The sequence below is a fragment of the Roseicella aerolata genome, assembly GCF_020523605.1.
Taxonomy (GTDB): Bacteria; Pseudomonadota; Alphaproteobacteria; order Acetobacterales; family Acetobacteraceae; genus Paracraurococcus; species Paracraurococcus aerolatus.
This window is the reverse complement of sequence record NZ_JAJAQI010000009.1, coordinates 85,070-99,950: the sequence shown is the minus strand read 5'-3', so window position 1 is coordinate 99,950 and position 14,881 is coordinate 85,070. Positions and strand designations below refer to the sequence as shown.

General features: G+C 70.9%; 12 protein-coding genes. 5 read left to right on the top strand and 7 right to left on the bottom strand.

The annotated features are described in order from the left end of the window. Positions 1-96 precede the first annotated feature (96 nt). From ntrX to dusB, 5 genes are read right to left on the bottom strand one after another with little or no spacing between them, the layout of a single operon-like run. The gene (gene ntrX / locus LHA35_RS08010; protein ID WP_226606749.1) at positions 97-1,521 is read right to left on the bottom strand and encodes a nitrogen assimilation response regulator NtrX; all 1,425 of its coding nucleotides are present in this window, start codon (positions 1,519-1,521) and stop codon (positions 97-99) included. Next, complete coding sequence (locus LHA35_RS08005) at positions 1,511-3,916, bottom strand: sensor histidine kinase NtrY-like (protein WP_408902311.1); 2,406 nt, start codon at positions 3,914-3,916, stop codon at positions 1,511-1,513. Before LHA35_RS08005 ends, ntrX begins: the two co-directional genes overlap by 11 nt. Next, a complete protein-coding gene (gene ntrC, locus LHA35_RS08000) occupies positions 3,916-5,358 on the bottom strand; it encodes a nitrogen regulation protein NR(I) (RefSeq protein WP_226606746.1) in 1,443 nt (480 codons plus the stop codon). Before ntrC ends, LHA35_RS08005 begins: the two co-directional genes overlap by 1 nt. Then, positions 5,358-6,554: a two-component system sensor histidine kinase NtrB gene (locus LHA35_RS07995; RefSeq protein ID WP_226606744.1), complete on the bottom strand. Its 1,197-nt coding sequence runs from the start codon at positions 6,552-6,554 to the stop codon at positions 5,358-5,360. The genes ntrC and LHA35_RS07995 overlap by 1 nt, the downstream gene beginning before the upstream one ends. Then, positions 6,551-7,654 carry a tRNA dihydrouridine synthase DusB gene (gene dusB, locus LHA35_RS07990; RefSeq protein WP_226606740.1) on the bottom strand — a complete coding sequence of 368 codons (1,104 nt, stop codon included), beginning with the start codon at positions 7,652-7,654 and terminating at the stop codon, positions 6,551-6,553. The genes LHA35_RS07995 and dusB overlap by 4 nt, the downstream gene beginning before the upstream one ends. 159 nt (positions 7,655-7,813) lie before the next feature. Here dusB and LHA35_RS07985 point away from each other — a divergent pair, with 159 nt between their 5' ends. Beyond that, complete coding sequence (locus tag LHA35_RS07985; RefSeq protein ID WP_226606737.1) at positions 7,814-8,965, top strand: bifunctional 2-C-methyl-D-erythritol 4-phosphate cytidylyltransferase/2-C-methyl-D-erythritol 2,4-cyclodiphosphate synthase; 1,152 nt, start codon at positions 7,814-7,816, stop codon at positions 8,963-8,965. A 192-nt stretch (positions 8,966-9,157) separates the two neighbouring features. Here LHA35_RS07985 and cutA read toward each other — a convergent pair whose 3' ends face one another. After that, complete coding sequence (cutA, locus tag LHA35_RS07980) at positions 9,158-9,487, bottom strand: divalent-cation tolerance protein CutA (RefSeq protein WP_226606733.1); 330 nt, start codon at positions 9,485-9,487, stop codon at positions 9,158-9,160. 94 nt (positions 9,488-9,581) lie between these two features. Then, complete coding sequence (locus LHA35_RS07975) at positions 9,582-10,772, bottom strand: acetyl-CoA acetyltransferase (RefSeq protein WP_226606730.1); 1,191 nt, start codon at positions 10,770-10,772, stop codon at positions 9,582-9,584. A gap of 108 nt (positions 10,773-10,880) precedes the next feature. Here LHA35_RS07975 and LHA35_RS07970 point away from each other — a divergent pair, with 108 nt between their 5' ends. The 4 genes from LHA35_RS07970 to hfq all read left to right on the top strand — a co-directional run bounded on the left by LHA35_RS07970 (position 10,881) and on the right by hfq (position 14,875). Continuing rightward, the gene (locus LHA35_RS07970) at positions 10,881-12,440 is read left to right on the top strand and encodes an acyl-CoA carboxylase subunit beta (protein WP_226606727.1); all 1,560 of its coding nucleotides are present in this window, start codon (positions 10,881-10,883) and stop codon (positions 12,438-12,440) included. Between the two features lie 231 nt (positions 12,441-12,671). Then, positions 12,672-13,544: a D-amino-acid transaminase gene (locus LHA35_RS07965; RefSeq protein ID WP_226606725.1), complete on the top strand. Its 873-nt coding sequence runs from the start codon at positions 12,672-12,674 to the stop codon at positions 13,542-13,544. Continuing rightward, a complete protein-coding gene (locus LHA35_RS07960; protein ID WP_226606723.1) occupies positions 13,541-14,191 on the top strand; it encodes an HAD family hydrolase in 651 nt (216 codons plus the stop codon). Before LHA35_RS07965 ends, LHA35_RS07960 begins: the two co-directional genes overlap by 4 nt. A gap of 369 nt (positions 14,192-14,560) precedes the next feature. Next, positions 14,561-14,875, top strand: coding sequence for an RNA chaperone Hfq (gene hfq, locus LHA35_RS07955; protein WP_226606872.1), 315 nt, complete (start codon positions 14,561-14,563; stop codon positions 14,873-14,875). The last annotated feature ends 6 nt before the right edge of the window (positions 14,876-14,881 follow it).

Sequence of the window (14,881 nt, the reverse complement as noted above, 5' to 3'; positions counted from 1 at the left end):
CCCAGCGTTTTCTGCGTCCGGCAGCATCGCCCCGCCGGGCCCGGGACGCGCCTGTGCCAGAAGGTGGCGCCCACCCCCGAGGCGGGCGCCACCATCCTACATCGCCGATGGGGCCGCGGCCGCCTGGGCGGGCGTCCGGTCCTCGGCATGCACGCCGAGGAATTTCAGCTTCCGGTGTAGTGCGCTGCGCTCCATGCCGACGAAATTGGCGGTCCGGCTGATATTTCCACCGAAGCGCAGCAGCTGCGCCTCCAGATACTGCTTCTCGAACAGCTCCCGTGCCTCGCGCAGCGGCAGGGTCATGATCTCGGAGGAGCGGTCGAGCTTCAGCATGGCCGGCGCGGCCGAGCCTACCTCGGGCGGCAGCATCTCCGCCCGGATCGGATCGCGCGCCTCGCCCGGCGCCATGATCAGCAGCCAGTCGATCAGGTTGCGGAGCTGCCGGACATTGCCGGGCCAGTCATAGGCCTGCAGCGCCGCCAGCGCATCCTCCGCCAGCTCCCGCGCCAACATGCCGGAGAGCTCGCCCGAGCGGGCCATGAAGTGCCGCGCAAGTGCCGGCACATCCTCCCGCCGCTCCCGCAGCGAGGGGATCTTCAGCGGCACCACCGCCAGGCGGTAGTACAGGTCCTCGCGGAACCGTCCGGCCGCGATCTCGGCCTGCAGGTCGCGATTGGTGGTGGCGATGACGCGCACATCCACCTTCACCCGCGTCGCGCCGCCGACGCGCTCGAAGCCTTGCTCCTGCAGGGCGCGCACGATCTTGCCCTGGGTTTCCAGCGGCATGTCGGCGACCTCGTCCAGCAGCAGCGTGCCGCCATGGGCCCGCTCCAGCACGCCGGCGCGGCGCGGCTGCGCCACCGGGTCCTGCCCGGCCTCCAGTCCGAAGAGCTCCTCCTCGAAGCGGCCGGGGTTCAGGGTCGCGCAGTTCAGCGCGACGAAGGGGCCCTCGGCGCGACGGCTGCGGGCGTGGATCATCCGCGCCGCCACCTCCTTGCCGGACCCGGCGGGGCCGGTGATCAGCACGCGGGAGCCGGTCGGGGCCACGCGCTCGATCGCCGCCCGCAATTGGCCGATGCCCTGGGAGATGCCGACCAGCTCGGTCTCCGGCCCGGCGCGCAGGCGGAGTTCCGAATTCTCCCGCCGCAGCCGCGCCGCCTCCAGCGCGCGGGCGACGACCAGCAGCAACCGGTCGGAGTTGAAGGGCTTCTCGATGAAGTCGTAGGCGCCCTGCTGGATCGCCCGGACCGCGGTCTCGATGGTCCCGTGGCCGGAGATCATCACCACCGGGACCTGCGGCTCCTCCCGATGCAGGGCGGCCAGAATGCCGAGGCCGTCGAGCTTCGAATTCTGCAGCCAGATATCGAGGATGACCATCGACGGCCGCCGCTGCTTGAAAGCCGCAAGCGCCTGGTCGGAGTTTGCCGCCTGCCGGGTCTCGTAGCCTTCATCCGTCAGGATGCCCTCGATCAGGGCGCGGATGTCCGGCTCGTCGTCGACGATCAGGATCTCATGCGCCATGCGCGCGCCTCATGCTCCCATCCGGACGGTCATTGTCACCCATGGCGGGCCGATCCTGCGCCGGCCGCCAGGGCAGGGTCAGCACGGCCCGCGCACCGGCGGAGGAGGCATCCCCCGCCGCCTGCGGACCGCGGGGCCTGTCCTCCAGCCCCAGCCTGCCGCCATGGTCCTCCATGATCTTCTTCACGATGGCAAGGCCAAGGCCCGTCCCCTTTGCCTTGTGGGTCACATAGGGTTCGGCCAGCCGCTCCCGCTCATCCCCCTGCGGCAGGCCGATCCCGTCATCCTCCACGGCTATCGCCACCATGTCCTCGCCTGGCTCGATGCGCACGGTGATGTGTCCCACGACCTCCCCGGGCGGCCGCGCCGGCGTGTCCAGCACCTCGGCCTGCGCCCGCATGGCGACCGCGTCCGCCGCGTTCTGCAACAGATTCGTCAGCGCCTGGCCGATCAGGCGCCGGTCGCAGGGCACCACCGGCGCCGCCTCGGGCAGCATGATCCGGTACTCGATCTCCGGATGGGCATCCCGCTGCAGGACCAGCGCCTCCCGCACCACCTGGGAGAGATCCTCCGGCTTGATCACCGGCTGGGGCATGCGGGCGAAGGCGCTGAACTCGTCCACCATGCGGCCGATATCGCCGACCTGCCGCACGATGGTGTCGGTGCAGGCCCTGAAGGTGTCGGGGTCGGACTGGATTTCCTTCAGGTAGCGGCGCTTCAGGCGCTCCGCCGAAAGCTGGATCGGGGTGAGGGGATTCTTGATCTCATGCGCGATCCGGCGGGCCACATCGGCCCAGGCCGCCTTGCGCTGGGCCGAGAGCAGCTCGGTGATGTCGTCGAAGGTCACGACATAGCCGGCGATGCGGGGCGCCTTGCTGCCATCCTGCGCCGGTTGCAACTCGGCGCCCAGCTGCGCCAGCAGGGTGCGGCGGTTGGAGGGGGGGCCGATCCGGATCTCCGCGGTGCCGGGCCGCTCCGGCGCGGCGCCGTTCTCCTCGCCGATCCGTTGCAGAAGGGGCGCGAATTCCGGTACCACCGCGGCCAGCGGCAGGCCGATGGCGGCATCGAGGTCGAGGCCGAGCAGCTCGCTCGCCCGCCGGTTCGGCAGGTTGATGCGGCCATCCGGCTCCAGGCCGACGACGCCGGCCGAGACGCCGGCCAGCACCGTCTCGGTGAAGCGGCGGCGGTCGTCGATCTGCCGGTAGGCCTGCATCAGCTCGGAACGCTGCGCGGCGAGCTGGTTGGTCATGCGGTTGAAGGCGCGGGTGAGGCTGGAAAGTTCCTCATCCGTCGCCGCCTCCTCCACCCGCGTCGAGAGGTCGCCGGCGCGCACCCGCTCGGCCGCCACGATCAGCCGCCCGATCGGCCGGGCCAGCTGGTTGGCCAGCACGAGGCCGATCAGCACCGCCGCCAGCAGCACCAGCAGGGCGGCGACCGCGAAGATCATGATGAAGGTGACCTGCAACCCGTACCGGTTGCGGTCGAGCAGCTCGTACTGCGCCACCTCGCGCTCGGCGCGCTGCTGGTTGTTCACCACCTCCGGATCCACCGGGCGGCCGATCACCAGCATCAGCATGGGCCGGCTGTCGAGCGCGACCACCGCGCGCACGCGGCCCGACTGTTCGTCCGGCAGGACGGCGACGTCGCCCTGCCGGGCGATGTCGATGGCCCAGTCGGGCGGCGGGTCCAGCTCGAAATTCGCGGTCGGGCCGTACTGCGCCATGGGGCGGCGGAGCGTCGGGTCGAAGACCACCGCCTCGGTCAGGCCGCGCAGCAGGGTATGCGTCGCCAGCACCTGGGCGAAGCTCCGGCCCTGGTCCGCAAGCAGCAGGGAGCCGGCGCGGTTCAGGTCATTCGCCATGGCCAGCGCATCGCCCCGGATATTGTTCCGGTGCTCCTCCAAATAGGCCTGGGCGACCTGCCGGCTGGCCTCCAGCGCGGTGCGGACGCGGTCGCCGAACCAGGCCTGGATGCCGAGATTGAAGAAGGCCGCGGCGAAGCCGGCCACCAGGATGGCGGGGACGACCGAGACGACGCCGAAGAGCAGCACCAGCCGCACATGCAGCCGGGCGCCGGCCGAGCCGCGCCGCCGCTCCGCCCAGACCCGCACCAGCCGGCCGGCGAGGGAGGCGCCGAGCAGCACCAGCACCAGCAGGCTGACCAGCATCAGCCCCAGCTCGACCCCCGGCCGGGTCGGGCCGAAGGGGTTGCCATCGGCCAGCACGGTGAAGGTGGCGATGCCGAGCAGCAGCGCCCCGACCGCGAGGCCGAGCGTCATCCCGCGGCCGAGCAGCAGGTCCGCGATTCGTCGCGGCAGGCCGCGGCGCCCGGCCGCCTCCCGCTCCGGGACAGGCCCCTGACCTGCTTCGCGCCCCGCGGCGCGCCCAAGGGCCATCAGCCGAGCCCGCGCACCACGGGCAGGTCGAGCTCGCGGATCTTCTTCCGGAGCGTGTTGCGGTTGAGGCCGAGCATGGCAGCCGCCTTGATCTGGTTGCCGCGGGTCGCGCCGAGGACCAGGCGCAGCAGCGGCCGCTCGACCTCGGCCAGCACCCGGTCATAGAGGTCGCGCACCGGCAGGCCATCCTTCTGGGCGGCGACGAATGCCTTCAGGTGGCGCTCCACCGCCTGCTCCAGCGTTTCTGGCCCGCGGGCGCCCGATTCGGCGGGCGGCTCGGCCTCGGACAGCTCGGCACCCACCGCCTCGCTGTCGATCGTCTCCTGCGGGTAGAGCGCCGCGAGCCGGCGCATCAGGTTCTCCAGCTCGCGCGCATTGCCTGGCCAGGAATGCTGCTTGAGACGCTCCACCGCCTCCGGGCTCAGCTGCTTCTGCGGCAGGCCGGAGGTGCGGGCGCGGTCGAGGAAGTGCCGCGCGAGCAGGGCGATATCCTCCAGCCGCTCCCGCAGGGGCGGGAGGCGGATGGGGACGACGTTCAGCCGGTAGAAGAGGTCCTCGCGGAAGAGGCCCTGGCGGATGGATTGCCGCAGGTCGCGGTGGGTGGCGGCGACAATCCGGACATTCGCCTTGATCGGGTTGCGGCCGCCGACGGTGGTGAACTCGCCCTCCTGCAGCACCCGCAGCAGGCGGGTCTGCGCCTCGGGCGGCATGTCGCCGATCTCGTCGAGGAAGAGGGTGCCGCCGGCCGCCTGCTCGAACCGGCCGATGCCGCGGTTCAGCGCGCCGGTGAAGGCGCCGCGCTCATGGCCGAAGAGCTCGCTCTCGATCAGCTCGCGCGGGATGGCCGCCATGTTGATGGCGACGAAGGGCCCGCCGCGGCGGCGGCCGTAATCGTGCAGGGCGCGCGCCACCAGCTCCTTGCCCGTGCCCGACTCGCCGGTGATCATCACCGTCAGGTCGGTGGTCGTGAGCCGCGCGACGGTGCGGTAGATCTCCTGCATGGCCGGGCTGCGGCCGACCAGCGGCAGGCGTTCCCCGCCATCCTCGCCCTCCTCCTCCGGCGCCGGGGCCTGCGGGGCGGCGAGCGCCCGCTCCACCACCGCCAGCAGCTCCTTCAGGTCGAAGGGCTTCGGCAGATACTCGAAGGCGCCGCGTTGCGCCGCCTTGAGCGCGGTCATGAAGGTGCTCTGCGCCGACATTACCACGACGCGCAGATCGGGGCGGACGCGTTTGATGCGGGGAACGAGGTCGAGGCCGTTCTCGTCCGGCATGACGACGTCGGTGATGACGAGATCGCCTTCGCCATCCTCCACCCAGCGCCAGAGGGTGGAGGCGGAGGAGGTGGCCCGCACCTGATAGCCGGAGCGCCCGAGGGCCTGGCTGAGCACGGTGCGGATCGCCCGGTCGTCATCGGCGACCAGGATGGTACGGCTGTCGTTCATCATCGACCCTTGGGACGCATCGCCGGGCCCTTGTCGCCGGGGCCCGTCGCCGCCCCCGCCTGCCGTGGCGCGCTGGGCGGCATGGCGAGGGAGAGGCGGAAGACGGTCCGGCCAGGACGGCTGTCACACTCAATCAGGCCGCCCTGATCGGCGACCAGCTTGGCCACCAATGCAAGACCCAGGCCCTGACCGCCGCGCTTGGTGGTCACGAAGGGCTCGAACAGCGTGGCGCGCACCGGCTCCGGGATACCCGGGCCGTTGTCCCTGACGCTCACCTGCAGGGGCAGGTGCACGCGTTCCCGGCTGCCCGGCACGGCGATGCGGACGCCGTGGTGATAGGCGGTGGAGAGCATGATCTCCCCGCCCATCGGATCAACGGCTTCTGCTGCATTCTTCACCAGGTTCAGCAGGATCTGCACCAGCTGGTCCCGATTGCCCCAGACCTGCGGGAGGGAGGGGTCGTAGTCCTCAACGATCCGGATATGCGCGGCGAAGCCGTTCTGCGCCACGCGCCGGACATGGTCGAGCACTTGGTGGATGTTCACCGGGCCGAGCTCCACCGGGCGGTCGGAGAACATGTCCATCCGGTCGACGAGGCCGCGGATGCGGTCGGCCTCATCCTGGATGAGCTGGCAGAGCTCCCGGTCGCCCTCTTCCGTGCTGGACTGCTCCAGCAACTGAGCGGCGCCGCGAATGCCGGAGAGCGGGTTCTTCACCTCATGCGCCAGCATCTCCGCCATGGCCGAGGCCCCGCGGGCGGCGCCGAGGAAGTTGAGCTGGCGGTTCATCATCTGCGCGGTGGAGCCGTCCTGCAGGGTCAGCACGACGCCGCCCGGCATCTCCGGCAGCGGCGCGCCATGCGCCGCGACGCCGCGGCGATGCAGGCGCGGGCTCTCCAGTGCGAGGTCGTGATCGGAGACCGGCGCCTCGTGCTGACGCACCTGGGCAAGCAGGGCGAAGAGCCGGCTGTCCTCCGGCAGCAGGTCGGACAGGCGCATGGCGGCGAGCGTCGGGAAGGAGAGCTGGAAGAACAGCTCGGCCGCCGGGTTCACATAGCGGAAGCGGTTCTCGGCATCGAGCACCACGGCCGGCATCGGCAGGGCGGAGAGGATCGCCGCGGCCTCCGGCAGCGGCACGGCGCGGGCCGGCTGGGGCGGTGCCACGAGGCGCGGCCGGGCGGCGATCGCGCCACTCATGCCGCGAGGCGCTCCTCGTCCTTGGTGAGGCCCCTGGCGTGGGAGGCCGCGCGCACGGCCTCCAGCCCCTGGTCGAGCAGCGGCTGGTAGTAGCCGTGAATGAGAGCCTCCACCGCCTCGGGCGTATCGACCTGGTTGATCTTAGACCGGAACTCAGCCGAGCCCGGCAGACCTTTGGAATACCAAGCAATATGCTTGCGCGCCAGCCGCACCCCGGTGGTGGTGCCATGGTGCGACAGCATGTCGCGGTAATGGCCGAGCAGGATCTCGAGCTGCTCGGCCAGGCTGGGCTCGGCGGGAGGCTCCCCGGTCGCGAGGTACTCCGCCACCTGGCGTGGGAACCACGGCCGGCCGTAGCAGCCGCGGCCGATCATGACACCATCCGCGCCCGACTGCCGCAGCGCCTCGGCGGCATGCTCCGGCGTCAGGATGTCCCCGTTCACGAGAACGGGGATCTGCACCGCTTCCTTCACCTTGCGCACGAAGGCCCAGTCGGCTGTGCCGGTATAGAGCATCTGCCGGGTGCGGCCATGGATGGTCACCAGGCGGATGCCGCATTCCTCGGCGATCCGCGCCAGTCGGGGGGCGTTCAGCGACTGGTGGTCCCAGCCCATGCGCATCTTGAGGGTGACGGGCACGGAGACGGCCTTCACCGTGGCTTCCAGGATGGCGGCGGCCTTCACCTCGTCCCGCATCAGGGCGCTGCCGGCCTGCTGGCCGACCGCCACCTTCTTCACCGGGCAGCCGAAATTGATGTCGATGATCGCCGCGCCTCTGTCCGCGGCGAGCTTCGCTGCCTCCGCCATCACGGTGGGCTCGCAGCCCGCGAGCTGGACGGCGGAGGGGGCACCAAATCCGTCCACCTCGGCCATCTTCAGCGTCTGGCGGTTCTCCCGCACCATCGCCTGGGAGGCGATCATCTCGCTGACGACCATGCCCGTCCCCTGGGCGCGGGCGAGCCGGCGGAAGGGAAGGTCGGTGACGCCCGACATCGGCGCCAGATAGACAGGCGTCTCGATCCGGACCGGGCCGACCGCGAGCGACCGCAAACCGGACACGGGAGCGGTCCGGGGATCGCTGGGAGGCGTGAGGTTGCTCATGATTTGGGCAAGGTAGGTCAAGTGATGCCGGCGGGCAACGCGCCGCGGGCCGGATGGCGACAGTTTTCATCATGGTGCCCCGGAGCCCACCCTGACCCGCGGTGATTTCCAGGCCGGGCGAGTTCCAGCCGGCGCGATCGCGGGCTAGGGTCCGCCGCGATGACGATCGCCGCTCTCCTGATGGCCGCCGGCCGGGGCACCCGGTTCGGGGCCGACCAGCCGAAACAGTACCTGTCCCTCCTCGGCCGGCCGGTGCTGCGGCACGCGGCCGAGTCGCTGCTGGCCGAGGAGGGCGTCACGCTGATCCAGCCCGTCTGCGCCGCAGGCGAGGCGGCACGCGTCGCCGCCATCCTTGAGGGGCTGCCGGCGCTGCCGCCCGTCCCGGGCGGGGAGACGCGCCAGGACAGCGTGCGCGCCGGGCTGGAGGCGCTGGCACGCCAGGCCCCGCCACCCGCGGTGGTGCTGGTGCATGATGCCGCCCGCCCCGTCATCCCCCGCGGCACCATCCCGGCGCTGCTCGCGGCGCTGGAGCGCTGCCCGGGCGCCATCCCCGCCCAGCCGGTCGCGGATACGCTGAAGCGCGGCGAGGCCGGCCGCATCCTGGAGACGGTGCCGCGCGCCGGCCTCTACCGCGCCCAGACGCCACAGGCCTTCCGGTTTCCGGCCCTGCTCGCCGCCCACCGGGCCGCGGCCGAAGAGGCGACCGACGACGCCCAGTTGCTGGAGCGCACCGGCGAGGCCGTGGCACTGGTCCCCGGCGCCGAGACCAATGTGAAGATCACCTTCCCCGAGGACCTGGCGCGCGTGGAGGCGCAGCTCATGACCCGCATGCTGCCGCGCATCGGCACCGGCTTCGACGTGCACCGCATCGAGGCCGGTCGGCCCATGGTGCTGTGCGGCGTGACCATTCCCTGCGAGTTCGGGCTGGAGGGCCATTCGGATGCCGATGTCGGCATCCATGCGCTGTGCGACGCCATCTACGGCGCCCTGGCGGAAGGCGATATCGGGCGGTGGTTCCCGCCCTCCGAGATGCGGTGGAAGGGAGCGGACAGTGCGCAGTTCCTGCGCCACGCCGCGGAGCGGATCGCGGTGCGCGGCGGGGTGCTGGCCAATGCCGATGTCACGCTGCTCTGCGAGCGGCCCAAGATCGGGCCGCACCGCGAGGCGATGCAGGCGAGGCTTGCAGAACTGCTCGGCGTGGAGCCGGGGCGGGTCGGCGTGAAGGCGACGACGACCGAGCGGCTGGGCTTCACCGGCCGGGGGGAGGGGATCGCGGCGCAGGCAGCGGCTATGGTGATGCTGCCCGGCTAGAGACGATCGCGGGCCGGCGTGAACGCCCTTGCCCCTCCGGCCATGTCCGGAAGGTCTCACACCGACCGGCGTCAGTCCTGACCTGCAGCCGCCATCGGCGGCTGGGGCCGCGCATGCGGTCCGCGGCACATGCCGCGCCGCAGGCGGAACGGGATCAGGCCCTGAGACCCTGCCAGCGCCGATGCGGCAGCGTCAGGTCGATGTCCCGGACTGCGCCCGCACCCAGTCCAGGAATTCGGGATCGCCATCCGCCGCCGGCAAGGCGACGATGGCCGGCAGTTCGTAGCTGTGCAGGCTGCGGATGCGCGCCCGCAGCGCCTCGAATCGGGTCGCGGTGGTCTTGGCGATGAAGGCGGCTTCCGCCGATTCCTCCACCCTACCTTCCCACCGGTAGATGGCCGTATGGCCCGGCAGGATGTTGACGCAGGCGGCGAGGTGCTCCTCGACCAGGGCGCGGCCGATCCGGCGCGCTTCCTCGGCATCGGCCGCCGTCACATAGACCCAGAGGACGGTGTCGCTCATCGGCCAGACCCGGGGGTTCCAGGGGCCCTTCGGCCCCTGGCGGGTTGGCGGCACTGCCGCCGGCGGCCCGGAAAGGCTTCGCCTTCCCCGGCTGTCACGCGCGCTCCAGGACCGAGACGTAGTTGGCGACCGCCGCCCCACCCATGTTGAAGATGCCCCCGATATCCGCCTTCGGCAGCTGCATGGCCCCGGCGGTGCCGGTGAGCTGCATGGCCGTCAGCACATGCATGGAAATTCCCGTCGCCCCGATCGGATGGCCCTTGGATTTCAGCCCGCCGGAGCGGTTGACCGGCAGCCTGCCATCCGCGGCGGTCCAGCCTTCCAGCACCGCGCGGGCGCCCTGGCCTTCCGGAGTCAGGCCCATCGCCTCGTATTCGATCAACTCGGCGATGGTGAAGCAGTCATGCGTCTCGACGAAGGAGAGGTCCGTGACGTCCTTCAGGCCGGCCTGGTCGAGCGCCCGTTTCCAGGCCTCGCGCGGACCCTCGAATCTGGTGATGTCGCGGGAGGCGATGGGCAGGAAGTCGTTCACCTGCACCGCGGCGCGGAAGCGCACGGCCTTCTGCATGGTCCTCGCCGTCTCGGCATCGGTCAGCACCAGGGCAGCGGCGCCATCCGAGACGAGGGAGCAGTCCGTGCGCTTCAGCGGCGGGGCGACGAAGGGGTTCTTCTCGCTCTCGGCGCGGCAGAAGGCGAAGCCCAGGTCCTTGCGCATCTGCGCCCAGGGATTGTCGACGCCGTTCTTGTGATTCTTGGCGGCGATGGCGGCCAGCGCATCGGACTGGTCGCCATGGCGCTGGAAGTAGCTCTCGGCGATGCGGGCGAAGACGCCGGCGAAGCCGCCCTGGATGTCCTGCTCGGTCTTGCGGTAGCTGGCGTTCAGCAGGATCTCGCCGATCTGGGCGCCGGGCGTCGCCGTCATCTTCTCGGCGCCCAGCACCAGGGCGAAGCGGCCCCGCTTTGCCGCGAGGAAATCCAGCGCACCATGGATCGCGGCGGTGCCGGTGGCGCAGGCATTCTCGAAGCGGGTGATGGGCTTGAAGCGCAGTTCCGGCACGCTCTGCAGGACCAGCGAACTCGGGAAGCCCTGGTTGGTGAAGCCCTCACCGAAGACGCCGACGAAGCCGGCATCGATCTCGGCGGGAGAGATGCCGGCATCCTCGATGGCGGCGCGGCCGACCCTGGCCAGCAGGCCCTCCAGGTCCGGCTCCTCGGACTTGCCGAAGGGGCTATGGGCCCAGCCAACGATGCAGGCTTCGGGGGCGGCCATGGTCGGTTCGGGCATGGGTTCCTCCATCGGGTTGGCTGGAAGATAGGCGCCCGGGCGGCGCCCGGCTACCGCCCCGCCTGCCCCCATGCTGGAATGCCTTCCAAGCGATAGGGAGAGGAACGGATGAGCTGGCAGCCCGAACTGGAGGAACTCGCCCGCCGGCAGGCCATGGCGGAGGCGATGGGCGGGCCCGACAAGGTGCGGCGCCAGCATGAGGGCGGCCGGCTGACGGTGCGGGAGCGGATCGGGGCGATGCTCGACCCCGGAACCTTCCATGAGGTGGGGGCGATCGCGGGGAAGGGGGAGTACGGGCCGGATGGCCGGCTGGCGGGCTTCACCCCCTCCAATTGCGTCATGGGGCGCGGCCTGGTGGATGGAAGGCCGGTGGTGATCGTCGGCGACGACTTCACCGTGCGCGGCGGCAGCGCCGATGCCACCATCCGCGAGAAGCCGATCATGGCGGAGCGGATGGCGGCCGACCTCCGGCTGCCGATCATCCGCATCATCGAGGGCTCTGGTGGTGGCGGCTCGGTCAAGACCATCGAGACGACGGGCCGCGCCAACCTGCCGGGCGGCGTCGGGGGCACCTGGCTCTACCACCATACCGGCGACAACCTCTCGCGCGTGCCGGTGGTTGGCCTCGGCCTCGGCTCGGTCGCCGGGCTCGGCGCGGCGCGGCTGGCGGCGACGCATTTCTCGGTGATGACCAAGGAGACCTCGGCGATGTTCGTCGCAGGTCCCCCGGTGGTGAACGCGCTCGGCAACAACCTGTCCAAGGCGGAACTCGGCGGTTGGGAGATCCAGACCAGGAGCGGCGCGGTGGACCATGCGGTGGAGACGGAGGAGGAGGCCTTCGCCGCGGCACGGCGCTTCCTCTCCTACCTGCCGGGGAATGTCTGGGAATTGCCCCAGCGCCTGCCGTGCAAGGATGATCCGAACAGGTCTGATGAGTCCTGGTTGTCGGTCATCCCGCGTGATCTGCGAAAACCCTACCGGATGCGCCCGATCATCGAGGGGCTGATGGACCGCGGCTCGGTCTTCGAGGTGGGGCGGTATTTCGGCCGCTCCGTCATCACCTGCCTCGCACGCCTCAGCGGTCGGCCCGTCGCGGTGCTGGCGGGCGACCCGATGTTCTATGCCGGGTCCTGGACGGCGGATGCCTGCGCCAAGGTGGTCCGCTTCGTCGATCTGGCCGAGACCTTCCACCTGCCGGTGGTCTACCTGATGGACTGCCCCGGCTTCATGATCGGGCTGGAGGCGGAACAACGCGCGACCATCCGCTGGGGCGTGCGCGCCATGGCGGCGGTGAACCAGTCCACCGTGCCCTGGTGCACCGTCATCCTCCGGAACGCCTTCGGCGTGGCCGGCGTGGTGCACCAGCCGGCCAGCCGCTACTCCGTCCGCTATGCCTGGCCGAGCGCGCGCTGGGGCAGCCTGCCGCTCGAGGGGGGGATCGAGGCAGCCTACCGCGCCGAGATCGACGCCGCCGAGGACCCGCAGGCGAAGCTGGCGGAGATCGAGGCGCGCTTGCAGCAGTTGCGGAGCCCGCTGCGGACGGCCGAGGCCTTCTGGGTGGAGGAGATCATCGACCCGCGGCAGACCCGGCGCTTGCTCTGCGAATTCGCCGGGCTGGCGGAACGGGTGCTGGAGCCGGGCCTGCGGGCCCATGGGATGCGGCCATAGGGGGCGGGCCGCAGGGCTGCGGCGGGACGGGGCCTGCTTGCACCAGCGTCCCGACTAATGATCGGGCGGGGGGCGGGCAGGGGGCCGTGACGGATCGGGCCGGCCGGGGCGGTGATGCTGGAGGGCGCCCCCTCGCAGGGGCTGGGTCCTGTTCCTGAAAGGTTCAACCCGCTTCCCTTCCGCCGCAAACCCGGCGAATGTCCGCCCCGACTCACAGGCTCCCGGGGACCCATGTCGCGCATCGCCTATGTGAACGGCCGCTATGTCGATCAGCGCCTGGCCGAAGTGAATATCGAGGACCGCGGCTACCAGTTCGGCGACGGCATCTACGAGGTCGTGCATCTCTACAACGGCCGCTTCATCGATGAGGACCGCCATCTCGACCGGCTGGAGCGCAGCCTGCGGGAGATCCGCCTGCCCATGCCGATGACCCGCGCGGCGCTGCGGCACGTGCTGGCCGAGGTCGCGCGGCGCAACCGCGTCACGGAGGGGCTGCTCTACATGCAGGTCACGCGCGGGGTGGCACGGCGGGACCACGCCTTCCCGGCCAAGTCCGTGCCCCCGGCGCTGGTCGTCACCGTCAAGCGCATCCCGTCCTACCCGACGGATGTGGACAGGTGGGCGGCCGCCTGCATCACCCTGCTGGACCTCCGCTGGGCGCGGCGGGACATCAAGAGCGTGAACCTGCTGCCCAACTGCCTCGCCCGCCAGGCGGCGCGGGAGCAGGGGGCGATCGAGGCCATTCTCTATGACGAGGCCACCGGCATGGTCACGGAAGGCGCCGCCACCACCTTCTGGATCGTGGACGAGCACGGCGTGATCCGCACCCGCCACCTCGACCATGTCATCCTGCCCGGCTGCACCCGCGGCGCGCTGATGGCGGAGCTCAGCGAAGCCGGCATCGCCTTCGAGGAGCGGGACTTCTCGCTCGAGGAGATGCGGCGCGCGCGCGAGGCCTTCATCACCTCGGCGACCTCCTTCGTGAAGCCGATCACGAGAATCGACGGAAAGCCGGTCGGGGACGGGACGGTGGGCCCGGTCGTGCGCCGCCTCTTCGACATCTTCGCCCGGCACGTGAAGGGCGATCTGAGGAACGCGGCGTGACCCTTCCCCGCCCCAAGGCCGTCCTCTGGGACTGGGACAACACGCTGGTCGATGGCTGGGCGGCGATCGCCGCCGGGCTGAACGCCGCCTTCCGTGCCCATGGCCTGCCGGAATGGACGCTGGAGGAGGTGAAGGCCCGCGTCCGCCGTTCGCTGCGCGAAACCTTCCCGGAGATGTTCGGCCCGGCCTGGGAGCAGGCGCGCGACACCTTCTATGCCGAGGTCCGCGCCCGGCACCTGGCGGTGCTGACTCCGATGCCCGGTGCCGCGGCGGCGATCGAGGCGGTCTCGGCCGCCGGCCTGCCGCAGGGCGTCATCAGCAACAAGCAGGGCCCGCTGCTGCGGGCGGAGGCGGCGCATCTCGGCTGGGCCGGTCATTTCCGTGCCCTGCTCGGTGCCGGCGACGCGGTGGCGGACAAGCCGGACCCGGCCCCCTTCCGGATGGCGCTCGACGCGCTGGGGCAGCAGTCGGGGCCGGAGATCTGGTATGTCGGCGATACCGCGCTCGACATGCAGGCGGCGCGGGTGGCGGGCTGCACGGCCGTGCTGCTGGGCAATGCCGCGCATGACGGCGGCGTCGCCAATGCCGCGCCGGACCATGCCTTCGCCGATGGGACGGCGCTTGCCGCCTGGTTCCGGGGCGGCTGAGAGTTGCCGCGCCCGGCCAGGCAGCCGCAGCCATCGGCCCGCTGCGCTGCATGATCGATGCCGGCCGATCCCGGCGTGCCGGCCCGGCCGTGACGCTCGGGGCCTCTGCCGTCCGGCGGCGCAGGGGCTTGCGACGGTTCCCCATGGCCGGGCAGCGACCTTGCCGCCATACATCCATGCTGCCCCGTCCGCCTGCTTCTCCTCTGCCAAAACCGCATTGCTGCATCGCAGCAAAATTCTGCATTTGAGGCTCAACCATCCCTTGCAAGCCGGGCCTCGGTATCGGATGTTGCCCCCGCCTGCTCCGTGGGCGACACCAGCCCCGGCACGCCGCATTGAGTGGCTGCCAAGAACAAGAAGGACCGCGCCGTGGCCGCCGAGAAGTCCCAGAACGTACAGGACGTGTTCCTGAACCACGTTCGCAAGAGCAAGACCCCCGTGACGATCTTCCTCGTCAATGGTGTCAAGCTGCAGGGCATCATCACCTGGTTTGATAATTTCTCCGTTCTGCTGCGGCGGGACGGGCATACGCAGCTCGTCTACAAGCACGCGATCAGCACCGTCATGCCGGGCGCGCCGATCCAGCTCTTCGATGCCAGCGCGCCGCGCGAGGGCGCGGCCGTCCGGACCGAAGGGACGACGCTGACCATGGCCCGCGAGGTCAACCCTGTCGGATCGAACTGAGCTCGG